Origin of the sequence: Collinsella aerofaciens ATCC 25986 (genome assembly GCF_964239575.1) — a bacterium.
Classification (GTDB): Bacteria; Actinomycetota; Coriobacteriia; order Coriobacteriales; family Coriobacteriaceae; genus Collinsella; species Collinsella aerofaciens_BQ.
Window position 1 is genome coordinate 90,747 of sequence record NZ_CAXSQQ010000005.1, and the last position, 22,420, is coordinate 113,166.

At 62.7% G+C, this 22,420-nt stretch carries 17 protein-coding genes; 13 read left to right on the plus strand and 4 right to left on the minus strand.

Annotated elements, in window-relative coordinates; all coding sequences use genetic code 11:
* From ACESUZ_RS04480 to ACESUZ_RS04510, 7 genes are all read left to right on the plus strand, one after another.
* A complete protein-coding gene (locus tag ACESUZ_RS04480) occupies positions 1–1,383 on the plus strand; it encodes a 6-phospho-alpha-glucosidase (protein WP_195534849.1) in 1,383 nt (460 codons plus the stop codon).
* Between the two features lie 256 nt (positions 1,384–1,639).
* Entirely contained in the window at positions 1,640–3,472 is a 1,833-nt protein-coding gene (locus ACESUZ_RS04485; protein ID WP_373198698.1) for an NAD(P)-binding protein, read from the plus strand.
* The gene (locus ACESUZ_RS04490) at positions 3,466–5,277 is read left to right on the plus strand and encodes an NADH-dependent [FeFe] hydrogenase, group A6 (RefSeq protein ID WP_443985224.1); all 1,812 of its coding nucleotides are present in this window, start codon (positions 3,466–3,468) and stop codon (positions 5,275–5,277) included. The genes ACESUZ_RS04485 and ACESUZ_RS04490 overlap by 7 nt, the downstream gene beginning before the upstream one ends.
* 2 nt (positions 5,278–5,279) lie before the next feature.
* The gene (locus ACESUZ_RS04495; RefSeq protein ID WP_373198700.1) at positions 5,280–6,335 is read left to right on the plus strand and encodes an ABC transporter substrate-binding protein; all 1,056 of its coding nucleotides are present in this window, start codon (positions 5,280–5,282) and stop codon (positions 6,333–6,335) included.
* 24 nt (positions 6,336–6,359) lie between these two features.
* Entirely contained in the window at positions 6,360–7,715 is a 1,356-nt protein-coding gene (locus ACESUZ_RS04500) for an ATP-binding cassette domain-containing protein (protein ID WP_373198702.1), read from the plus strand.
* Positions 7,716–7,941: 226 nt separating this feature from the next.
* The gene (locus ACESUZ_RS04505; protein ID WP_006235351.1) at positions 7,942–8,145 is read left to right on the plus strand and encodes a type II toxin-antitoxin system RelB/DinJ family antitoxin; all 204 of its coding nucleotides are present in this window, start codon (positions 7,942–7,944) and stop codon (positions 8,143–8,145) included.
* 88 nt (positions 8,146–8,233) lie between these two features.
* Positions 8,234–9,145, plus strand: coding sequence for a CPBP family intramembrane glutamic endopeptidase (locus ACESUZ_RS04510; protein ID WP_373198703.1), 912 nt, complete (start codon positions 8,234–8,236; stop codon positions 9,143–9,145).
* Here ACESUZ_RS04510 and ACESUZ_RS04515 read toward each other — a convergent pair.
* Positions 9,142–11,283 carry a YgiQ family radical SAM protein gene (locus tag ACESUZ_RS04515; protein ID WP_373198705.1) on the minus strand — a complete coding sequence of 714 codons (2,142 nt, stop codon included), beginning with the start codon at positions 11,281–11,283 and terminating at the stop codon, positions 9,142–9,144. The two genes, ACESUZ_RS04510 and ACESUZ_RS04515, sit on opposite strands and share 4 nt — an antisense overlap.
* 253 nt (positions 11,284–11,536) lie before the next feature.
* Here ACESUZ_RS04515 and ACESUZ_RS04520 point away from each other — a divergent pair, with 253 nt between their 5' ends.
* From ACESUZ_RS04520 to ACESUZ_RS04530, 3 genes are all read left to right on the plus strand, one after another.
* Positions 11,537–12,253, plus strand: a complete 717-nt coding sequence (locus ACESUZ_RS04520) for a YoaK family protein (RefSeq protein ID WP_373198707.1) — start codon at positions 11,537–11,539, stop codon at positions 12,251–12,253.
* Between the two features lie 230 nt (positions 12,254–12,483).
* Positions 12,484–13,650 carry a lactaldehyde reductase gene (fucO, locus tag ACESUZ_RS04525; RefSeq protein WP_195502787.1) on the plus strand — a complete coding sequence of 389 codons (1,167 nt, stop codon included), beginning with the start codon at positions 12,484–12,486 and terminating at the stop codon, positions 13,648–13,650.
* A 262-nt stretch (positions 13,651–13,912) separates the two neighbouring features.
* Complete coding sequence (locus tag ACESUZ_RS04530) at positions 13,913–14,932, plus strand: M42 family metallopeptidase (protein ID WP_373198709.1); 1,020 nt, start codon at positions 13,913–13,915, stop codon at positions 14,930–14,932.
* Between the two features lie 136 nt (positions 14,933–15,068).
* Here ACESUZ_RS04530 and mnmA read toward each other — a convergent pair whose 3' ends face one another.
* Both mnmA and cysK read right to left on the minus strand, forming a co-directional pair.
* Complete coding sequence (mnmA, locus tag ACESUZ_RS04535) at positions 15,069–16,292, minus strand: tRNA 2-thiouridine(34) synthase MnmA (RefSeq protein ID WP_260699260.1); 1,224 nt, start codon at positions 16,290–16,292, stop codon at positions 15,069–15,071.
* Positions 16,293–16,349: 57 nt separating this feature from the next.
* On the minus strand, positions 16,350–17,288 hold the full coding sequence (gene cysK / locus ACESUZ_RS04540; RefSeq protein ID WP_055310201.1) for a cysteine synthase A: 939 nt from the start codon (positions 17,286–17,288) through the stop codon (positions 16,350–16,352).
* 253 nt (positions 17,289–17,541) lie between these two features.
* Between cysK and ACESUZ_RS04545 the strand changes: the two genes are divergently transcribed.
* Entirely contained in the window at positions 17,542–17,970 is a 429-nt protein-coding gene (locus ACESUZ_RS04545; RefSeq protein WP_022094857.1) for an RrF2 family transcriptional regulator, read from the plus strand.
* A gap of 141 nt (positions 17,971–18,111) precedes the next feature.
* Here ACESUZ_RS04545 and ACESUZ_RS04550 read toward each other — a convergent pair whose 3' ends face one another.
* On the minus strand, positions 18,112–18,477 hold the full coding sequence (locus ACESUZ_RS04550) for a phage holin family protein (RefSeq protein ID WP_035137358.1): 366 nt from the start codon (positions 18,475–18,477) through the stop codon (positions 18,112–18,114).
* A gap of 324 nt (positions 18,478–18,801) precedes the next feature.
* Here ACESUZ_RS04550 and ACESUZ_RS04555 point away from each other — a divergent pair, with 324 nt between their 5' ends.
* Entirely contained in the window at positions 18,802–19,101 is a 300-nt protein-coding gene (locus ACESUZ_RS04555) for a YerC/YecD family TrpR-related protein (protein ID WP_022094855.1), read from the plus strand.
* A gap of 220 nt (positions 19,102–19,321) precedes the next feature.
* The gene (locus ACESUZ_RS04560; protein WP_373198712.1) at positions 19,322–22,417 is read left to right on the plus strand and encodes a PD-(D/E)XK nuclease family protein; all 3,096 of its coding nucleotides are present in this window, start codon (positions 19,322–19,324) and stop codon (positions 22,415–22,417) included.
* Positions 22,418–22,420 lie beyond the last annotated feature (3 nt).

A 22,420-nucleotide genomic window follows, 5' to 3' on the forward strand; every position in this document is an offset into this window, starting at 1 on the left:
ATGATCATTACTCTGTGTGGTGGCGGATCCACCTTTACCCCCGGCATCGTCAAGTCCATCGCCCTGCGCAAGGACGAGCTCGATGTTGACGAGATTCGTCTGTACGACATCAACGAGGAGCGCCAGCGCAAGATCGGCGTGCTCGTGGACTGGATTTTGCACGAGGACCTCGGCCTGGACATCAAGCTCACGGTGACTACCGACAAAAAGACGGCTTTTACCGACGCGAGCTTCGTGTTTGCCCAGATGCGCGTGGGCGGCTACGCCATGCGCGAGCAGGACGAGAAGATTCCGCTGCGTCACGGCTGCGTGGGCCAGGAGACTTGCGGTTGCGGCGGCCTTGCCTACGGCATGCGCACCATCTTCCCCATGGTCGAGCTGATCGATGACGTTGAGAAGTACGCCAAGAAGGACTACTGGATTCTCAACTACTCCAACCCTGCCGCCATCGTCTCCGAGGGCTGCCGTGTGCTGCGTCCCAACGCTCGCATCATCAACATCTGCGACATGCCGATCGCGATTATCGACGTGGTTTGCGCCGCGCTCGATATCGACAAGAAGGATGTCGAGTACGATTACTTTGGCCTCAACCACTTTGGCTGGTTCACCTCGATCCGCCACAAGGGCGAGGAGGTGCTCCCGCAGCTGCGCGAGTACATCAAGGAGCACCAGATCCTGCTGCCCGACTCCTACCTCAAGGGCATGGGCTCGCTCATGGCAAAGAAGCCCGAGGAGGCCACCGACGAGCATCCCGAGCAGAACCGTCACACCAAGGGCAGCTGGTACTACGTCTGGAAGGGCGAGTACGAGATCATGGAGTGCTTCCCGGAGTACCTGCCCAACACGTACCTGAACTACTACCTGCAGCAGAAGGAGTTCGTCGAGCACTCCAACCCCGAGCGCACCCGTGCTAACGAGGTTGAGGAGACGCGCGAGAAGAACCTCTTCGACGGCATCGACCATTACGAGAAGACGGGCGAGATCGACGAGAGCACGTTCTATGCGGGCAGCCACGGCGACTGGATTGCCGACCTGGCTATCGCTCTGAAGAACGACACCAAGCAGCGCTTCCTGGTCATTTGCGAGAACAAGGGCGCTATCCCCAACATGCCCTACGACGCCATGGTCGAGCTGCCTGCCTACATTGGCAAGAACGGCCCCGAGGTCATCAGCCGCGACAACATTCCTCTGTTCCAGCAGGGCCTCATGATGCAGCAGCTGAACTCCGAGAAGCTCGTGGTCGAGGCTACGATCGAGGGTTCGTACGAGAAGGCGCTCAAGGCCTTTACGCTCAACAAGACCGTGCCGTCGATGAAGGTCGCCAAGGAGGTTCTCGACGACATGATCGAGGCCAACAAGGGTTACTGGCCCGAGCTTAAGTAAAAGCAACAGGGTCGCTGACCGCATACCTGGAGCAATGCCCCGTCCACGTGATTGCGTGGGCGGGGCATTGTCGTTTGGTAACGCGTTTTATCAAATATGGCATTTATCTGCGGTAATGTTCTTTTTCACCGCTGAGGGTGACATTTCTTACCGCCTGCCGAACTGCGTGGAGACCTAACAACTTTTTAGGTCAGTGTTGTGCGTGTAGCAACTTCGCCCGGCCTCGCCTCCGGGCTGCCATGTGAGAGGGGATCTTATGGCTCGACTGCATGTAATGGAACGCAGCCACGCTCAGGCCGTCATGGACGACCTGCACGATGCGCTCGGACGCCGTCTGGCGGTGAGTTCGCTCGCCCCGTGTCCCGTTGAGTTTACGGCGGCGCTCGTCAACCTGTGCTCCACCCAGAGCTGCGGCAAGTGCACGCCCTGCCGCGTGGGCCTGAGCGCGCTGAGCGATCTGCTCGCCGATGTGCTCGAGGGCCGCGCCGACGAGTCCACGCTCAACCTGATTGAGCGCACGGCTCGCACCATCTACCTTTCGAGTGACTGCGCCATCGGTTACGAGGCCGGCGCCATGGCCCTTACGGCTATCCGCGGTTTCCGCGACGATTTTGAGCACCACATCCGCGAGCATTCCTGTGGCTTTGACCGCGAGGCCCGCGTCCCGTGCGTCTCGGGCTGCCCGGCGCACGTCGACATTCCCGGTTACATTTCGCTGGTCGAGGCCGGCCGCTATGCCGATGCCGTCAAGGTCATCCGCAAGAACAACCCGCTGCCGCTCGTTTGCGGTCTGGTGTGCGAGCATCCCTGTGAGATGCACTGCCGTCGCGGCATGGTCGACGATCCCATGAACATCCTCGCCCTCAAGCGTTTTGCCGTTGAGCACAGCGACCTCAACGATTACAAGCCCAGCGTGGCCGACAACACCGGCAAGCGCATCGCCGTGATTGGCGGCGGCCCGGCCGGCCTTTCCTGTGCCTACTACCTGGCCGTGATGGGCCATAAGGTGACGATCTTTGAGCAGCGTCATCACCTGGGTGGCATGCTGCGCTACGGCATCCCCAGCTACCGTCTGCCGCGCGAGCGCCTGCAGGCCGAGATCGACTGGATCTTGAGTACTGGCATCGACGTGGAACTCGACCACTCCGTCAATGGCGAGGAGCTTGCCCGCCTGCGCGACGAGTTCGATGCCGTCTACCTTGCCATTGGCGCCCACAGCGATAAGAAGCTCGGCCTTCCGGGCGAAGAGGCGCCCGGCGTGGAGTCGGCCGTCAAGACGCTGCGTGCCATCGGCGATGACGAGCTGCCCGACCTGAGCGGCCAGCGCGTGTGCGTCATCGGCGGCGGCAATGTGGCCATGGACGTGGCGCGCTCTGCCGTGCGCTGCGGTGCCGAAAAGGTGAGCATCGTCTACCGCCGTCGCATCTGCGACATGACGGCCCAGGATGCCGAGATCGCCGGCGCCCAGGCCGAGGGCTGCGAAGTTCTGGAGCTCACCGCACCGCTCGCTATCGAGACGGGCGAGGACGGTCGCGTGAACGGCCTGCGCGTGCAGCCGCAGATTATCGGCGAGCCTCGCCGTGGCCGTCCGGCCCCGCGTGCCGCCGCCACGCCCGAGCGCGTCATTCCCTGCGAGCGCGTGTTTGTGGCCATTGGCCAGGACATCGATTCCAAGCCGTTTGAGGACATGGGCATCGCCTGTAAGTGGGGTTGCGTGGTCACCGATTCGGATGGCGCCGTGCCTAACTTCGATGGCCTCTTTAGCGGCGGCGACTGCCAGACCGGTCCCGCCACCGTCATCCGGGCCATCAACGCCGGCCGCGTTGCTTCGGCAAATATCGACCGCTACCTGGGCTTTGACCACAAGATCAAGCTCGACGTTGAGCTGCCGACTGTGCAGTTTAAGGGCAAGCACGAGTGCGGCCGCTGCGAGCTGGGCGAGCGCGAAGCCGGCGAGCGCATCCACGATTGGAATCTGGTCGAGCAGGGCCTTACCGAGGAGGAGGCACGCCAGGAGGCAAGCCGCTGCCTGCGTTGCGACCACTTTGGCTTTGGCGCGTTCCGCGGAGGGAGGAACCTGGAATGGTAGAGCTCAACAACCCCACTGTCAGCGACAACACCGAAAGCGGAGCACTCAACATGGTCAAGCTCACTATCGATAATTGCGAGGTCGTGGTGCCCGAGCACACCACGATCCTGGACGCGGCCAAGTCCGTCGGCATCCAGATTCCCACCCTGTGCTACCTGCGCGATCTAAACGAGATTGGCGGTTGCCGCGTGTGCGTAGTCGAGGTTGAGGGCTGCGACCAGCTGGTTGCCGCCTGCAACAACTACGTGCTCGACGGCATGGTGGTCCACACCAACAGCCCCAAGGCCCGCGAGGCGCGTCGCACCAACGTGCAGCTGCTGCTGTCCCAGCACGACTCGCGCTGTACGAGCTGCGTGCGCAGTGGTAACTGCAACCTGCAGGCCATCGCCAACGACCTGGGCATCTTCTATCTGCCGTACGAGCAGCACCTGGCGCGCGAGGGCTGGGACTTCGATTTCCCCATCATCCGTGATAACGACAAGTGCATCAAATGCATGCGTTGCATCAAGGTGTGCGAGAGCGTGCAGGGCTTAGGGATTTGGGACCTGACCAACCGCGCCACGCACACCGCCGTGGGCACCCGTGGGCGTGCGCCGATCGGCAAGACCGATTGCGTCGCGTGCGGTCAGTGCATCACGCATTGCCCGACGGGCGCCCTGCGCGAGCGTGACGATACCGAGACCGTGTTCGACGCCATCGCCGATCCCGACAAGATCGTGCTGGTGCAGATTGCGCCGGCCGTGCGTAGCGCCTGGGGCGAGGAGCTCGGCATTCCGCGCGATGAGGCCACCGTCGAGCGCCTGGCTTGCGCGCTGCGCCGCGTGGGCTTTGAGTACGTGTTCGACACCGACTTCTCGGCCGATCTCACCATTATGGAGGAGGGCTCCGAGCTGCTCGAACGCTTGGGCGCCGCTGCCAAGGGCGAGGGCGACAGCCGCGGCTGGCCCATGTTTACGAGCTGCTGCCCGGGCTGGGTGCGCTTTGTGAAGGCGCGTTACCCCGAGTTTGTCGACAGCCTGTCCACGTCCAAGTCGCCGCAGCAGATGTTCGGCGCCATCGCCAAGACCTACTACGCCAAGGTGCTGGGCGTGGAGCCCGAGCGCCTGTTCGTGGTGTCCGTGATGCCGTGTACGGCCAAGAAGGCCGAGTGTGCGCTGCCGAGCATGGTGGGCGAGGACGGCACGTCCGACGTTGACGTTGCGCTGACGGTGCGCGAGATGGTGCGCATGGTCCGCGCGAGCCACGTGAGCGTGGATACGCTGGTTGAGGAGCCGCTTGATACGCCGCTGGGCTTTGGCACGGGCGCGGGTGTGATCTTTGGCGCCACGGGCGGCGTGATGGAGGCCGCCGTGCGCTCGGCCTATTACCTGGTGACGGGCAAGAACCCCGACGCCGACTTCTTTACCGATGTGCGCGGCCTGGACGGCTGGAAGGAAGCCGTGGCCGATATCGATGGCACCAAGGTGCGCGTCGCCGTGGCACACGGACTGGGCAACGCTGCCCGTCTGCTCGACGCGATTCGCGACGGCCGTGTGAGCTATGACTTCGTTGAGGTCATGGCGTGCCCGGGCGGCTGCGTCGGTGGCGGCGGTCAGCCCATCCACGACGGCTGCGAGCTGGCAGCCGAGCGTGGCCAGGTGCTCTGGGGCCTGGATGCCGCTGCGGACATTCGCTTCTCGCACGAGAATCCCGATGTCCAGGCGTGCTACCGCGAGTTCTTGGGCGAGCCGCTCTCGCCGCTGGCCGAGGAGCTGCTGCATACCGACCATCACGCATGGACGATGCCTAACGAGGGGACGTGCTAGCGATGCGCGCGTTTGATGTTGAGATGTCGCGCCGGGGGTTTGCCTCGGCGCTCGCCGCGGGCGCGCTGTCGCTTGCACTCGCGGGCTGTGGCGGCGGAGCTGCGGGGGCGGGCTCTGCTGCGGGCTCGGCTGCCACGGACGGCGCCGGTGCCGCTGCCGAGCCGGTCGAGGTGCACGTCGCCTCGCTCAAGGGGCCGACCTCGATTGGCCTGGTGCAGTTTATGGACCAGGCTGCCGATGGCGAGACGGACAATGAGTTCGACTTTGCGATCAACACCGCCGCCGACGAGATTGTGCCCAAGGTCATTCAAGGCGATATCGACATTGCCCTGGTGCCGGCCAACGTGGCGAGCGTGCTCTACAACAAGACCGAGGGCGCGGTGCAGGTCATCGACATCAACACGTTGGGCGTGCTGAACGTGGTGACGGGTAACGCGGACGTTACTTCGTTTGGCGATCTGGCGGGCCATACTGTCTATATGACGGGCAAGGGCACCACGCCGGAGTACGTCATGAACTACCTGTTGGAGCGCGCGGGCCTGACCGGCCAGGTGGCGCTTGAGTTTAAGAGCGAGCCCACCGAGGTGCTCTCGGTGCTGCTTGCCGATCCGTCTGCCGTGGGCGTGCTGCCCGAGCCGTTCAAGACCGCTGCCATCGCAAAGAGCGAAGGCAAGCTGTCGGCGCCGGTGAGTCTGACCGATGTGTGGGATGAGCTGGCGGGCGACACGGGCTCCCGTTTGCTGACGGGCGTGACCGTGGTGCGTCGGGCCTTTGCCGAGGAGCATCCCGAGGCCGTGGCGGAATTCCTGAGCTGCCATGCTGCGAGCGTTGAGGACGTGAACGCGGCGCCGGCGGACTGGGCTCAGGCCGTGGTCGATGCGGGTATCGTGGATAACGCCGCGATTGCCGAAAAAGCGATTCCCGGGTGCATGCTCGTGTGCCAGACGGGGAGGGATATGAAGGCGGCGCTCGGTGGGTACCTGCAGGTGCTGGCCGATGCGGACGCGAGCGCCGTGGGCGGCAAGCTCCCGGCTGACGATTTCTACTACATGGAGTAGCCCGTGCGTGCGTTTGCTCGACAAATGGCAGAGCGTATGAAGGCGGTGGCGGCAGCAGGTGCCGTTGCCGCCTTTTGGCTTGCCGTGTGGGTGCTGGTGGCGGGTCTCGTGGCGCAGCCGTTGATTTTGCCGGGGCCGGGCGCTGTCGTGGTGGCGTTGCTACGACTGGTATGCGATGCCGGCACATGGGCGATTCTGGCAGGCTCGGGTGCGCGTATCTTGGGCGGGCTGGCGCTTGCCGCGGTGTGCGGCGTCGTGATGGCGGGAGCCTCGGTGCGGTCGCTGACGTTTGCCCGCTTGGTGGCGCCTGCGCTTTCGTTTGTTAAGGCGACACCGGTTGCCTGCGTGGTGGTCCTGCTGCTCATTTGGTTGGGGTCGGCGCGCGTGAGCATCGCCGCGGTCTTTTTGATGGCGCTGCCGGGCGTGTATTTTTCGCTGGTCGAGGGTTTGACGCAGGTTGATCAGTCGCTGGAGCAGATGTTTCATCTGCATGGCGTGCGGGGTTGGCGTCTGTTTTGCGCCCATACCTGGCGCGAGGTCCTGCCGTTTGTGCTTTCGTGCGCGCGTGCCGTGATCGGCATGAGCTGGAAGGCCGGCGTGGCGGCGGAGCTCATCGGCATGGCGACGGGCACCGTGGGCGAGCGCATCTATCAGGCGAAGCTGCTCATCGAGACGGCTGACCTGCTGGCGTGGACCGTGCTGGTCGTGGCGGCATCGTGGGCATGCGAGCGCGTGCTGGTGTGGTTGCTGCGGGCTTCGGGGCCCGTGGCGTGGCGAACTGCCGCGCGGGCGCATGGGCATGGACTGCGCGGGCGTACAGGGGCTGCGAGCGATGGTGCTGCAGCGGAGCTTGCGCTTGCCGTGGGCGATCGCGCGCCTTGGGCGCCGGCGCTCGACGGGCTGGTGCTTCATGTGCCCGCCGGTGGACGCACCTGTGTGATGGGCGCTTCGGGCGTGGGCAAGTCGACGTTGCTTGCGCTGGCGGCGGGGGAGTGCGCACCGTGCTCCATGGTGTTTCAGGATGTGCGCCTGGTCGAGGACGCTTCTGCCTTGGATAATGTGCTGGTGTGCGCCGACGCGCGCGTGGATGCCTCGAGTGCCGCAGCCCTGTTGCGCCTGCTGGTACCGGGGATCGATGTGCATGCACGCGTGGCTGAGCTCTCGGGTGGGCAGCGTCGTCGCGTCGAGATTGCCCGAGCCCTGCTGTGCCCGGGCGGCGCAGTGATTCTGGACGAGCCCTTTACCGGTCTAGACATCGCTGCGCGCGACGCATGCGCCGAGGTCGTGCTCGACTTGCTCGACGGCCGCATGCTGTTGCTTGCCACGCACGATGCCGCTGACGCTCGGGCCCTCGATATCTCGGATATCATCACGCTCTAAAAGCCATTTCAGGCGCTAACTCAACAATAAAATGATTCGTTTTCTTCTGTCTCCATGGGGTCGGGTATGGTATTCTATCTACGGGGTAATACTTAGGATTACCAAGTAATACCAACGCCGTAGAACAAACTCCAGATGCGGGCCAATCGGGTTGCCTTCACAGCCCGTCGCCCAGCCGCGTGGCCCGCATCCATCCGCACCACCGTCGTTTCAAGAAGGAAGCGCCATGGCAGAACACATGACCCCGGTTGTCGCGAAGGTTTTGCCCGAGGAAAAGGCGGCCTTCGCGGCGGCAACCCAGCTCGTGGGCACCACACCGTCCAACGCCATCCGCATGTTCATCGCCGCTTTCAATCGCTGCGGCACCTTCCCGTTCGACATCTCGCCGAGCGGGGCTTTTGGCGCTGCGCCCGATTCTCATCAACAATGACTGTCCCAAACTGCCGGCACTTGGGGACGTTCCTTTTTAGCCGGCAGTTAAGGAACGTCCCTAAGTGCCGGGTTTTGAGGAGGTTGGCATGCTCAATGCGATGGCGTGGGCGCTTGCCTGTTTTGGCGTTGTCGCTGCCGATATAGCCCTGAGCGTGGTTCTGTTTTCAGTTCTCGATGCCGTGTCGGTGCTGACGGGTTTCCCGATCGACAACCTCGATATTCAATGGTTCCAGGCTGCCGCTCAGACGGCGTCATTTTTGATGGCGCTGCTGTGGTGGCGTTATCTGTGGCCCCGCTCCTTCATGGCACGCCGGCAAGGCGAGCGCCCGCTCGGTGGGGGAGCAAGCGCGGCATGGAAGCGCATTGCCTGCGTTGTCGTGATCGGCCTATCCATGCAGGTGGTCATTAGCTACCTATGCGACGGCGTGCTGTCGCTGCTGCCCGAGGTCGCGGCAGACTATAGCGAGCTCGTCGAGGAAACGGGCATGGGCGATACCAGCCTTCTTGCCGTCCTGACCACGGTGCTCGGCGCTCCGTTTTGCGAGGAACTGCTGGTGCGCGGCATCATCTTTGAGTTTTCGCTGCGTGCGTTTAATCCACAGTGCCGTTCGCTCTGGAAGCGCCGGCGCCGCGCGAACGCGCAAGACGGCGCCATGGTGCCCTGGGCGGCCCCAAGCACGTGGGGTATCGCCGCGGCAATCGTGCTGCAGGCGGCCATCTTTGGCTTTATGCATATGAACTGGGTGCAGGGCTGCTATGCGGGCGCTGCCGGCCTCATTTTTGGTTGGGTGTTCGTGACCACCGGAAAGCTCCGCTACACGATCCTGCTGCACTTTGCCTTTAATGCCGGGTCGTATCTCATGACGTTGCTCTGGTTTGTGAACACGCCGTTCGACGTGGCAATTACGGTCGCTATCGCCGGCGTCATCCTTGTTGAGGCAATGCGCTTGCTACGCCACGCGTGTGGGATGGACGCAGCGAGCGCACCGCTGCCCTAGTTGCGGCGTCCGCCTCCGTTGGCACCCTGACGCCCCTGAGCTGCACGGTTGCGCCCGGCAGTGTTCTGCGCGCGCGACATGCCGCTGTGCCCCTTGCTGCCCTTAGGCCCCTTGCCAGCGGCGCCACCGTGGGCCTTGCCGCCCTTCTTGGCTGCGCCATGCCCACCGCCAGCAGACGTCTCGCCCGGGCGCGGCGGCACGGGACGGATCAGGCAATGCTTGGTGTAGCCGATCAGGTCGCGACGGCCAGCCTTTTCCAGCGCCTCGCGTACCAGCTTGTAGTTCTCGGGCTTGCGATACTGGATGAGTGCGCGCTGCATGGCCTTCTCGTGCGGGTCGCGCGCCACATAGATCGGTTTCATGGTGCGCGGGTCCACGCCGGTGTAGTACATGCACGTCGACATGGTGGACGGTGTGGGGTAGAAGTCCTGCACCTGCTCGGGCATGTAACCCATGTCGCGCACGGCTTCGGCAAGGTCCACGGCTTCCTTCATCGTTGAGCCGGGGTGGCTCGAGATCAGATACGGCACCACGTACTGCTTGAGTCCGTATTCGCGATTCAAGCGTTCAAATTTACGGCAGAATGCGTCGTAGACAGCTCGGCTCGGCTTGCCCATCACGGACAGTACCGCGTCGCTCACGTGCTCGGGCGCTACGCGCAGCTGGCCCGAGACATGGTGTTCCAGCAGCTCGCGCAAAAACTCGTCCGAGGCATCGGCCATGGTGTAGTCAAAGCGGATGCCGCTGCGGACGAAGACCTTCTTGACGCCCGGCAGCTGGCGCAGGTCGCGCAGCAGCTGCGTGTAGCCGGTCTCGTCGACCACCATGTTCTTGCACACGCTCGGCCACAGGCAGCGCTTGTTCTTGCACACGCCGTGCTTGAGCTGCTTGTCGCAGGCGGGGCGGCTAAAGTTGGCCGTCGGTCCGCCCACGTCGTTGATATAGCCCTTAAACTCGGGATCGCGCGTGAGCAGCTCGGCCTCGCGCATGATCGAATCGTGGCTGCGCATCTGCAGCACGCGCCCCTGGTGGAAGGTGAGGGCGCAAAATGAGCACTCACCAAAACAGCCACGGTTGGAGCTAATGGAAAACTTGATCTCGGCAAAGGCCGGCACGCCGCCTGCCACGTCGTAGTCGGGATGCCAATCGCGTGCGTAGGGGAGCTCGGCTACCTCGTCCATCTCATCGGTGGTGAGCGTCGCCGATGGCGGGTTCTGCACCACATAGACGCTGTTGGGGTAGGGCTCTACCAGGCGGTGTCCGGTGATGGGGTCCATATTCTGCTGCTGCACATTGAAGCTGCGTGCGTAGTTGAGCTTGTCGGCGGCAAGGTCGTCCCAGCTGGGCAACAGGTCGTAGTCGTAGACCTCGTCGAGCGAGCTGGTGCGGTAAACGGTGCCGTTGATATAGGTAATCTGATCGACGGGCAGTCCGGCGTCGAGCGCGTCGGCGATCTCGACGATCGCGTGCTCGCCCATGCCGTAGATGAGGATGTCGGCGCCCGAGTCGAGCAGTACCGAGCGCTTGAGCTTGTCCTGCCAGTAGTCGTAGTGGGCCAGGCGGCGCAGGCTCGCCTCGATGCCGCCGATGATGATGGGGGCGTCCTTGAACGTCTGGCGGATGAGGTTGCCATAGACCGTGACGGCTCGGTTGGGACGGCGCCCCTCCTCGCCACCGGGGGTATAGGCGTCGGTGTGGCGGCGGTGCTTGGTCACCGAATAGTGGTTGACCATGGAGTCCATGTTGCCGGCGCTGACGAGAAAGCCCAGGCGTGGCTCGCCGAGCACGTTGATGCTGGCGGGGTCGGTCCAGTCGGGCTGGCAGATGATGCCAACTTTGTAGCCGTGTGCGTCGAGGACGCGGCTGACGATGGCCATGCCAAAGCTGGGGTGGTCCACGTAAGCGTCGCCGCAGATGTAGACAAAGTCGCACTGGTCCCAGCCGCGCGCATCCATGTCGGCGCGGCTGACGGGGAGGAATTTATCGCGGCCCGGTCGCCAGGGGCGGGCGGGCGTCGCTTGGGAATGCTTGGTGCGGGCGACCGTGGCCTGCGCCTTACCGCCGCGCTTTTGCTGCTGGCCCTGTTTGCCCTGCTGACTGCGCTGGTTGTTCTGAGCATGCTGAGGCTTTTTTGCCACGATCCCTCCCGGTGTTTGTATGCTGCATGTAATTGTAACCAGTCTTTTTGGGACGGCGCTAAAAAGACTGGTGGAGTACATGGGCTGGCGGATCGGCGTGTCGATGCGAGTGCCGTTTGTTTCCAGACTGTGTATCCCCGTGTCGAAGGGGCCGTCTCGCGCGCACGCCATGTTGTCAATGGGTTACAGTATGAACGGCGGCTATGTTTCCGCCAACGCACGAGAGAGTCGTCAACAAGGAGGATGCACGACGATGCAGCGTGCCAAACAGATATCGGAGTCTATTGAGCTGGGCATCATCTTGGCGCTCGCCGGTGGCTTTATGGACGTTTATTCGTACATTGGGCGCGACCATGTTTTCGCCAACGCGCAGACGGGCAACATCTTGCTCGTGGGCGTGAGCATCTCGGAGGGCAATTGGGCACTTGCGGGTCGCTATTTCTTCCCTGTGGTGTCGTTTGCCGTGGGCATTATGCTTGCCGACCTGGTGCATGAGCGGTTTGGCAGCGTGATTCACTGGCGCCAGGTGACGGTGTTTTTTGAAGCCGTTATCTTGCTGGGCGTGAGCTTTATCCCCGGTGGCGGTTACAACCTGCTCGCCAACTGCCTCACCTCGTTTGCCTGCGGCATGCAGGTCGAGAGCTTCCGTAAGATACATGGTCACGGCATCGCCACGACCATGTGCATCGGTAACCTGCGCAATGCGCTGCAAAACGTGGACGACTACATCATCACCCACAAGCGCGGCTTTTTGGAAAACGGCGTGCTGTACTTTGGCGTGATCTTTACCTTTGTGTTTGGCGCCGTGCTGGGCAACTGGTGTATTGAGCGCATGGGTCTGCATGCCATCGTCGTGGCGAGCTTGCTGCTGTTTGTCGCGTTTGCCATCATGTTTATCGACCGCGAGCGCGATTTGCGCTCTCGCTGGAAGCGTGCCTGCGAAGATTGGAAAGACGCCTGCCAAAAATAACGGCAGGATGCGGCAAGGGGCTGGCCCCTTTGTCGCACTGATCAATATTGGGGAGGGGACGGCCATCTCGGCCGCCCCTTTTTTGTTTAGTGATCAGGTGGGGACGATACCAGCTGTTGAAACGCTTTAACAACTTTGACGTTCTCACGCGCTTTTTGTTTCAAAAGCGTTAGGATGGGACATATAGCGCGAGGCGTAATGGATGCCCCGCACACGATGGGAGGCTATCAATGGCTAATCGTTTCGTTCTCAACACCATCTCTTATCATGGTTCCGGCGCCATCAAGGAGATCCCCGGCGAGCTCCAGCGTCGCGGCTACAAGAAGATCTTCGTCTGCTCCGACCCCGATCTGGTCAAGTTTGGCGTTACCGCTAAGGTGACCGACGAGCTCGACGCCGCCGGCATCGCTTGGAGCCTCTACTCCGAGATTAAGCCCAACCCCACCATCCAGAACGTCAAGGACGGCGTCGAGGCCTTCAAGGCCGCCGAGGCTGACGCTATCGTGACCATTGGTGGTGGCTCCTCCATGGACACCGCCAAGGCTATCGGCATCATCATCAACAACCCCGAGTTCGCCGATGTCCGCAGCCTCGAGGGCGTTGCTCCGACTAAGAATCACGCTGTGTTCACCATCGCCGTGCCGACGACCGCCGGTACCGCCGCCGAGGTGACCATCAACTACGTCATCACCGACCCCGAGAAGGTCCGCAAGTTCGTGTGCGTTGACACCAACGACGCCCCCGAGGTCGCTGTCGTCGACCCCGATATGATGGCCTCCATGCCCGCTGGTCTGACCGCTTCCACCGGCATGGACGCTCTGACCCACGCCATCGAGGGCTACACCACCAAGGGCGCTTGGGAGCTCTCCGACATGTTCCACTTTGAGGCTATCAAGCTGATCAGCGAGAACCTGCGCGACTCCGTCGCCGAGGCCAAGTCCGGCAAGCCCGGCTCCGGCCGCGAGGGCATGGCTCTTGGCCAGTATGTCGCCGGCATGGGCTTCTCCAACGTTGGCCTGGGCATCGACCATGCCATGGCTCACACCCTGTCCGCTCACTACGACACCCCGCACGGCGTCGCTTGCGCCATGCTGCTGCCGATCGCCATGGAGTTCAACAAGCCGGTTTGCGCCGAGCGCCTGGCCAAGGTCGCCGTCGCCATGGGCGTTGACACCACGGGCATGAGCACCGACGAGGCCGCCGACGCCGCCATCGCCGCCGTCAAGCAGCTCTCTGCCGACGTGAACATCCCGCACGTCTGCGAGGCCATGAAGGCCGACGAGATCGAGGTCCTGGCCAAGGACGCCATGGCCGACGCTTGCTTCCCGGGCAACCCGCGCGAGGCGACGCTCGACGACGTCATCGAGCTCTTCAAGAAGATCTGCCCGGCTGCCTAACTTGGTTCGGCGGGCCCCGCCCGTTAGCCCCACAATCGTCCTCGGACATGTCGGAGGCCCCGCTGCGCACTACGTGCGGCGGGGCCTCCTTCTGTCCTGCGGAAAGATTGCGGGGCTAACGGGCAGGGCCCGCCGGCTCGTTATCGTGGCGGGCGCAGTTCTGGGGAGCTCGAGGGTCATCTCGCTAGGTAAAAAGATGGTTCGCGGTGGTATTGTTGCTGTGGGTTTAATTCGACATGAAAGGGTGACTTTGGTGTCCAAGATGGATTCTACGCTCTCCTATATTACTGACCAGTTGAAGGCGCTTACCTCGATTGCTTCGCCTACGGGCTATACCCGTGCGGCGACTGATTATCTGATGGAAACGTTGCGCGATATGGGCTTTGGGCCCGAGCGCTCCAATAAAGGCAACGTGCTGGTTGAGCTTGGCGGCGAGGGTGAGCCGCTCGTGTTGGCGAGCCATGTCGATACCCTGGGCGCTATGGTGCGCTCCATTAAGGACAATGGTCGCCTGCGTCCCACAACGCTTGGTGGGCACCAGTGGTCTACGGCCGATGGCGAGAACTGCACCGTCTACACACGTGACGGCAATGTGTACACGGGTGTGGTCCTCAATACCGAGCCCTCGGCGCACGTGGCCGACGAGCCGGTCAAGACCATCGAGAAGAACATGGAAATCCTGCTCGACGAGAACGTCGACAGCAAGGACGACGTGCTTGAGCTGGGCGTTCAGACCGGCGACATCATCGCTATGGATCCGCGTACCACGGTGACGGAGAGCGGCTACATTAAGAGCCGCTTCCTGGATGACAAGCTGTCGGCGTCGATTCTGCTGGGTCTGGCCCGTGCCGTTGCTGACGGCGAGGTGTCGCTTTCGCGCAAGGTGTCGCTGCTCTTCACCGTGTACGAGGAGGTCGGCCACGGCGGCGCTTTCGTGCCGGCCGACACGCGCGAGATGATCAGCGTGGACATGGGCTGCGTGGGCGACGACCTGGGCTGCACCGAGCGCATGGTGTCGATTTGCGCCAAGGATTCGGGTGGCCCCTACAACTACGATCTGGTGACCACGCTGTCCAACATCGCGCGCGAGCTGGAGCTCGATTACGCCATCGATGTGTACCCGCACTACGGCTCCGACGTCGAAGCCACGCTCTCGGCCGGCTACGACATTCGCCATGGCCTGATCGGTCCCGGCGTGTACGCGAGCCACAACTACGAGCGCAGCCACATCGACGGCGTGCGCAACACCTTCGAGCTCGTCCGCGCCTACGTACAGCGCTAGCGATGCAGCGGCCTCGGCTGATACGGCAGTACCGACCGAGGCCGTCCTCTCTAAGTTGCGGTGAAATAGGGACTGTTTGGCGGTTTTAAACGCTTAAACAGTCCCTATTTCACCGCAATTTATGAAGGGGATGGGGCTACTTAAGTGCGCCGGTCACCGTGCCGCCGCCGAGGACGATGTCGCCGTGGTAGACTACAACGGCCTGGCCGGGGGCGATGGCTCGCTGCGGCTCGTCAAAAGTCAGCAGCATTTGCCCGTCTTCGCCGCGCGTAAGGGTCGCTGCTTGGTCTTTCTGACGGTAACGGTACTTGGCGCCCACGCGAATGCCGCCGGCATCGAGTTCTGCCTCCATGCGGTCGGCAGGGGCGCTCCAGATCCAGTCGTCGGCCGTGAGTGCTGTGGCCGTTAGGTCCTCGGCCTCGCCCAGATGCACGGTGTTGTTGGCGGCATCGACGCCCGTCACATACACGGGATGCGCCATCGCGACGCCCAAGCCCTTGCGCTGGCCGATGGTATAGCGCAACGCGCCGTTATGGCGTCCGACCACGCTGCCGTCGCGCCACACAATGTCGCCCGGTGCAGCGGGATGTCCGCAGCGGCGCTCGATATAGCCCGCGTAGTCACCGTCTGGAATAAAGCAGATGTCCTCGCTTTCGGCCTTCTGGGCGTTGGTAAAGCCTTGCTCGGCGGCTATGCGGCGCACGTCGCGCTCTTTGTCTAGGCCTGCCAGCGGAAAGATCGTGTGCGCCAGGCGCTCCTGCGTAAGCGAATATAAAAAGTAGCTCTGGTCCTTTTTGGGATCTTCGCCGCGATGCAGCTGCCAGGTGCCGTCTACTGTCTGGCTTGTTTTGGCGTAATGACCCGTTGCGATGTAGTCGCAGCCCATGTCCAGCGCCGCACCGAGTAACGCGCCAAACTTTATGTGGCGGTTGCAGATGATGCACGGGTTGGGCGTCAGCCCCTCCTGGTAGGCGTTCACAAAGCGCTCGATAACGCTGTGGTCGAAGGTCTGCTGCAAGTCGAGCACATGGTGGGGTATCCCCAGACGCTCGGCGACGGCCTTCGCATCGGCGATGTCGCGGTCGACCTTACTCATGCCCGTGGCGGGATCGGGCGCGGGGCAGGTGAGGCGCATGGTGGCGCCGACGCATTCGTAGCCCTGGCTTTTGAGCAGGTACGCGGTCACGCTGGAATCGACGCCGCCGCTCATGGCGACGAGCACGCGCTTGTTGTGCATGGGGAGGTTCTCCTTGGTGGCATGTGGCCAAAAAAGAAAAGCGGCGCGGGAGGCTGGTTCCGCGCCGCAGACATTGTAGCAAGTTCGGGCGTCTCGTGGGACACCCTGATTGGATGGGCTCAGACTGCCGGGAGAGAGGAGACCGGCTCGTCCGTGGGCTCAACCTATGGGCGACAGGCCCTAGTCCTGGAAGAGCGCCGTGGACAGGTAGCGCTCGCCGGTGTCGGCAAGCAGGGCCACGATGGTCTTGCCCTCGTTCTCGGGGCGCTTGGCCAGCTGCAGCGCGGCCCACACGGCGGCGCCGGACGAAATGCCCACGAGCACGCCCTCCTTGTGGCCCACGGCGCGGCCGGTCGCAAAGGCGTCGTCGTTCTCGACGGGGATGATCTCGTCATAGACCTGGGTGTCGAGGACGTCGGGCACAAAACCGGCGCCGATACCCTGGATCTTGTGCGGGCCGGCTTGGCCCTTGGAGAGCACCGGGGAAGTGGCGGGCTCGACGGCGACGACCTTGATTTCGGGGTTCTGCTCCTTAAGGAACTCACCCACGCCGGTCACGGTGCCGCCGGTTCCAACGCCGGCGACGAAGATGTCGACCTCGCCGTCGGTGTCATCCCAGATCTCGGGGCCGGTCGTGGCCTTGTGGATGGCGGGGTTGGCGGGGTTCACAAACTGGCCGGCGATGATGCTGTTTGGCGTCTCCTTCTGCAGTTCCTCGGCCTTGGCGATGGCGCCCTTCATGCCCTTGGAACCGTCGGTGAGCACGAGCTGTGCGCCATATGCCTGCATAAGCTTGCGGCGTTCGACGGACATAGTCTCGGGCATGGTGATGATCACCTTGTAGCCGCGAGCCGCCGCCACCGAGGCGATGCCGACGCCGGTGTTGCCACTCGTGGGCTCGATGATGGTGTAGTCGCCGCCGCGCACGAGCTTGCCGGCCTTCTCGGCCTCGTCGATCATGTTCTTGGCGACGCGGTCTTTGACGGAGCCGGCGGGGTTGAAGTATTCCAGCTTGACGAGCACGCGGGCCTTGAGGTCCTCATCGGCCTCAAAGTGAGTGAGCTCCAGAAGCGGAGTGTGGCCGATAAGCTGATCGATGGACGTGTAAACATTGCTCATGGTGAACCTCCAAAGTGTTCAAATGACTGGATACCGTGTGGTTTTACGGTGTGTGTAGCAGCGAAACCCACAAACCTTATGGGTTGTTCGTTTTGCTGTTGGCAAGCATAGTAGACAGTAAAGCCTAGTAACGCAATAGGAAATAGAAGATTATTACGAGTCGATTAACCATCTTGACCGGAACGGGTATTTTCAAAACCAATATTTCGGCTAGAATTTCTACGGACTAAATGACCGAAAGGCAGCACTATACATGTTGGTTTCTACTAAGGGCAGATATGCCCTGCGCGTTATGGTCGATCTGGCCGAGCACCAGGCAGCCGGTCGCATCCCGCTCAAAGAGATCGCGGCGCGACAGGGGATTTCCGAGAAATATCTCGAGAACATTTTGGCTACGCTCGTGCGCGCCAACATGCTCTCGGGCATGCGCGGCAAGGGCGGCGGCTATGTGCTCACGCGCCCGCCCGAGCAATACACGGTGGGCGAGATCTTGCGCCTGACCGAGGGCAGTCTGGCGCCGGTCGCCTGCCTGGATGGCGACTGCAAGGGCTGCTCGCGTTCGGATGAGTGCCCCACGCTCGACGTGTGGAAGAACCTGGACAAGCTCATCAACGACTACCTCGACGGTGTGACGCTCGATCAACTTGTCGCTCCCAACCATGGCTACGACTACGTCATCTAACCCACACCTGCATTTGGGGACGGGGTGGAAATGGTAGATTTTCTCGCCCTTTGAGACTTGGCAAATAAGAAGGCTGCCCATTTTTGCGATGGGCGGCCTTCGTTTTGGGCTGTTGAGACGGACACGGCCGGAATGGCCGTTTTAGTCCTCGGCGATGCTGTCGAGGATGCTGCGCGTGATGGACACCAGGATGCTGCCCATAAAGGCCGATCCAAAGCTGGCGATGGAGATGCCGACGCCCAGCAGGTTGACCGACAGGTAACTCGCGAGCTCAAGCATAAAGCTGTTGACGACAAGCTGGAAAATGCCCAGCGTAATGATCGTGAGCGGCAGCGAGATGACCGTGAGGAACGGTTTGACGAACGAATCGACAATGTTCAGGAACAGTCCCACAAAGGCAAAGCAGACCCAGGTCTCGGCAAAGCCGAAGGGTTGGATACCGGGGACGAGGAACGTGGCGATCGCGATGGCGATCGAGGTGAAGAGCCAGTTAAGCATAAAGCGCATGGCGTGAATCCTTTCTTGCGCCGGGATTGCTGGCGTCGCGTGAAGCGGCTTACGGCGGCGACCTGGATGGTTGCGCGGGCGCGCCGCGGTGTTTGGGCGCCCATTGTCTCAAATATTCGTGGAGCTTACGTGCGCATATGGTTTCTAAACGGCGTTCGTCCTGAAAAACGCGCCGCTGGCAGAGAGTCTTGTCGCTTTAGTTTGGTGGTGTGCTACACTGCTACGGGCAAAAGCCACAGGCGTTGCCCTATTGCATAGAACGGGTGAACGATGCCCGATGTCAGTATCAACTTCGATGCCTTTTGGCGGGTTTGGCGGTGATCGATGAATATCGAGAACATGTTTGACAAGCCTGATGTCAAGCAGCTGGTCCACGCATTTAGCCTTTTGGACGACGAGAAGGATATCCAAGCGTTTTTGACCGATATCTGCACGCCGCGCGAGATTTGCGACCTTTCTCAGCGTTTGCAAGTTGCGCGCTATTTGGACGAGGGCGAGCCTTATGTTGAGGTTCAGGCCCGTACCGGCGCTTCGTCCACCACGGTGAGCCGCGTTTCAAAGGCGCTGAACGGCGAGTACGGTGGCTACCGCAAGATCCTCATTAAGTTGGAGGATGGCGAGTAGGCCAGCGACAACATTGAATTACGAAGAACCGTCCCTCCGGGGGCGGTTTTTTGATCCCTTGGGGACGGAGGAAAACGAATCACCGGGTTAGACTGACCCCCTCTGTGATCCATTTTCCTCCGTCCTCAAGGGATCAAATCTGTTGGCGTGGGGCAAATCTGTCCGCTTGGGCGGGTAGGATGGATGCATTGATTATTGCGAACAGTTTGAGCGGAGGACCATGCCTGTTCGAATCTATACCACCAATGCCGGCACGGATTTGAGCGATGCCGAGGCGGCGCTACTGGCCGACCTGGTTGCCCGCCACGGGCGCGCTGTTCTGTTGGCGCCAACATTTGCCGAGCTCGACCTGTGCCGCCATGATGCGGCGGAAGCCGGGGTTTCACTGGGTGTCGACTACAAGACGCCCACATCGTGGCTCAGCTCGCTGTGGGAGCTTATGGGCGATGGCCGCAGCTTTGTGGACAACCTTCAGCGCCAGATGCTGTTCTCGGACATGATCGACCGCCGCGACGACGCCGCTCTGCAGCCGCTTTCGCGCAGCCAGGGCACAGTGCGCATGCTCGCGCGCATGGCCCGCGGCGTGTTGCCGGGCGTTGCGGGGACGGGTGCCGAACGATGCCGTGGCGACAACTGCCGGCCTGAGCCAAAAAGCGATGCCGAGGCTCGTGTGTTCGAGCTTTTGCGCGCCTACGCGGGCGGTTTGGACCGTCGAGATATGGTTGAGCCCTGCGAGGCAGCTGACATTATGACCAGTGTCCTGGCCGATAGCCTGCCGGCGTGCACTCGCGCCGTATGCGTGCGCGGTATCACGTCGTTTACGCACGGTCTGCTCGAGCTGCTGTCTGCCGTGGCGAACAATGGGGGAGAGGTCGTCGTGCTGCTTGCCCGCGAGCAGGCGGCGATGCGCGAGGAGCTTGCCGCGGCATTTGATGCCCGCGATGTGTTGTTTGAGATCGCGCCGCTAGGGGAGGGTGTCGGCGCGTCTGATGCCGCTTGCGGGACCGCCGCTCAGCCTGCCTTTATTGAGGTCGCTGGCCCCCATGCCCGTGCTCATGCTTATGCGGACGCAATTGATGATCTGGTAAAAACGTGCCGGGGTTCCGAGGTCGACGGCGTCGCGACGCCTGCCGACCCTGTGCGCGTGCTCGTTGTTTCTGCCCGGGCACCCCAGCTGTTCGTTGAGCTCGCCTCTCGTCTGGCGGCGCGTCACATTGCGGCCGAGACGACTGAGTTCACGGCGTTTTCCCAGTCCATCGCGGGCAGGCAGTTTACGGCGCTCGCCAACCTGATCGAGCGTATGAAAGCCGCCGACGAGGGCACCGCTTCCAAGACCGAGTGGTGGCCCGCTCCGGAGCTTACCGACTGGATTTATAGCCCGCTTTCGGGTGCCGACGCCGCGAGCGCCCGCGGCTTCGACAAGAACATACGCCTGTCGCGCAACAAGACCACTGCGGGCGTTAAGAGCCTGCTGCAGAGCGTCCAGGGTCAGGTGAGGGGCGCGCGCAAGGCGGCGAGCGACGAAAACTGGTTTAAGAACGTGCCGTGTGTGGTCTCGGACGTGTTCCAGGCGCTGTGGCGCGACAAACCCGTGACGGCGCTCAAGGCCATGCTCGCCGTTGCCGAGGCGCTGCCCGATCGCGCTCTAGGCGGCCTTGACGGCCAGGCCCGTCGCCAGGCAGAGACGGCTTTGCTGCGCCATGCCATCGACATCCTTATGAACGATGCTCGCGCACTCGACGTGTCGCAGGCCGCGACCGTGCCGGTTCTCGACGGCGTTCGAACCAAGGTGGACAAGCGCAGTACCGCTTACGATTGCGCGACCTACGAGGTCGATCGCACGCCACGGGCACAAGTGCGCTTCGTGTCGCTTGCCGATGCGTCGGTTTTGCGTCCTGGCGGCTACGATGCCGTGCTGTTTGCCGATGTCGACCTGGACAGCTATCCGCTTTCGCACGAAGAGGGCCCGCTTGCCACATTGACGGCCGAGCTGCGCCGCGACGGCGTGTCTTTGGAGCCCGCCGCCCTGCTGCGCGTGCGCTTTGGCCGTGCGATGCAGGCGGCGAGCGGTCCGGTCGCGCTCGCCCGCGTGACGCACGATCGCCAGGCGCGCGAGTGCTACCCGGCAGCCGTATGGACCGAGCTGCGGGCACATGCCGAGGCCGCTGGCGCTGCCAAGCCCACGTGCGTGGGCGAGGGCGATATCATCGCCGACTTTGATCCCGCGGCAGGTGAAGGCCTCAAGCGCGAGCGCGTGACCTGTGAAGCCCCTCAGCATCTGAGTGCCGAGGCCGTGCCGTATTTGGTCCTGCGCCGTCGCGATGGCGAGGGCGAGGATGCGCCGCTGGTGCCGCGCTTGACGTCTGCCTCGCAGATCGAGGCCTATTCGACCTGTCCGCTATGCTGGTTCGTCTCGTATCGCGTCAAGCCCCAGTCGATCGACGCTGGCTTTGGCAACATGGAGAAGGGCAACTTTGTCCACGACGTGCTGGAGCATCTGCATGCCCGTCTGCCCCAAGAAGGCATGGAGCGCGTGACGCCCGAGAATCTGCCGCGTGCTCAGGAGCTGCTGCACGAGGTCTTTGACGAGACGTTGGCCGAGCACGCCGGCAAGCGCGGCACGGAGGGCCCGCTGGTGCCGCTCTCTGCGGTGGAGGAGCGCCAGGTGGCCGAGATCTTGCCGCAGCTGGAGGGCGTGCTTGCCTACGAGTCCGAGGCACTTGCCCCCTTTGCCCCGCGCTACCTGGAGTTTGCGTTCAACGAGCTCCAGGTCGAGTATGCCGGTTGGCCGCTCGGCGGGCGCATCGACCGTGTGGACGTGGACGCCGAGAACCGCGCCGTGGTAATCGACTACAAGCATCGTTCGGGTGTCGAGGAGTTTAAGCTTGCCGACCCCACGGTGCGTGACGAGGAGACGGGCGAGGCTCCCATCGACGACCCGCGCTGGCTGCCGCCCCATACCCAAACGCTCATCTACGCGCAGGCCATGCGTCGGGCACTGGGCTTGGATACCCGTGCAGCGCTCTATTTTTCGACCAAGGGCGGCAAGCCCGCGCTGCGCGGTGCGGCGAGCGCCGAGTTGCTCGAGGAAGAGCGCGGTGACGGTCGCATCCCGGGCCTCAAGAAGGGCTTCCCGGGCGAGGGCGGCAGCATGGACTTCGATGCCCTGCTCGATCGCGTGGAGGCCGGCATCGCCGAGCGCCTGCGCGAGCTCGAGGCGGGCAACGTTGCCGCCGTCGACCCGGCGTCGGCTCAGGCCGCGCATGCGCGCTGCTCGTATAACCACGAAGGAACGTTTGTAAGGAGGGACGTGTAGACC

What these genes read in the sequence shown, in the direction of transcription:
- cysK (WP_055310201.1), bottom strand. Translation starts at nt 17,288, where the DNA reads ATGAGCAATGTTTACACGTCCATCGATCAGCTTATCGGCCACACTCCG.
- ACESUZ_RS04555 (WP_022094855.1), top strand. Translation starts at nt 18,802, where the DNA reads ATGAATATCGAGAACATGTTTGACAAGCCTGATGTCAAGCAGCTGGTC.
- ACESUZ_RS04495 (WP_373198700.1), top strand. Translation starts at nt 5,280, where the DNA reads ATGCGCGCGTTTGATGTTGAGATGTCGCGCCGGGGGTTTGCCTCGGCG.
- ACESUZ_RS04505 (WP_006235351.1), top strand. Translation starts at nt 7,942, where the DNA reads ATGGCAGAACACATGACCCCGGTTGTCGCGAAGGTTTTGCCCGAGGAA.
- ACESUZ_RS04530 (WP_373198709.1), top strand. Translation starts at nt 13,913, where the DNA reads ATGGATTCTACGCTCTCCTATATTACTGACCAGTTGAAGGCGCTTACC.
- ACESUZ_RS04480 (WP_195534849.1), top strand. Translation starts at nt 1, where the DNA reads ATGATCATTACTCTGTGTGGTGGCGGATCCACCTTTACCCCCGGCATC.
- ACESUZ_RS04485 (WP_373198698.1), top strand. Translation starts at nt 1,640, where the DNA reads ATGGCTCGACTGCATGTAATGGAACGCAGCCACGCTCAGGCCGTCATG.
- ACESUZ_RS04520 (WP_373198707.1), top strand. Translation starts at nt 11,537, where the DNA reads ATGCAGCGTGCCAAACAGATATCGGAGTCTATTGAGCTGGGCATCATC.
- ACESUZ_RS04510 (WP_373198703.1), top strand. Translation starts at nt 8,234, where the DNA reads ATGCTCAATGCGATGGCGTGGGCGCTTGCCTGTTTTGGCGTTGTCGCT.
- ACESUZ_RS04550 (WP_035137358.1), bottom strand. Translation starts at nt 18,477, where the DNA reads ATGCGCTTTATGCTTAACTGGCTCTTCACCTCGATCGCCATCGCGATC.
- ACESUZ_RS04500 (WP_373198702.1), top strand. Translation starts at nt 6,360, where the DNA reads ATGGCAGAGCGTATGAAGGCGGTGGCGGCAGCAGGTGCCGTTGCCGCC.
- ACESUZ_RS04490 (WP_443985224.1), top strand. Translation starts at nt 3,466, where the DNA reads ATGGTAGAGCTCAACAACCCCACTGTCAGCGACAACACCGAAAGCGGA.
- ACESUZ_RS04560 (WP_373198712.1), top strand. Translation starts at nt 19,322, where the DNA reads ATGCCTGTTCGAATCTATACCACCAATGCCGGCACGGATTTGAGCGAT.
- ACESUZ_RS04545 (WP_022094857.1), top strand. Translation starts at nt 17,542, where the DNA reads ATGTTGGTTTCTACTAAGGGCAGATATGCCCTGCGCGTTATGGTCGAT.
- fucO (WP_195502787.1), top strand. Translation starts at nt 12,484, where the DNA reads ATGGCTAATCGTTTCGTTCTCAACACCATCTCTTATCATGGTTCCGGC.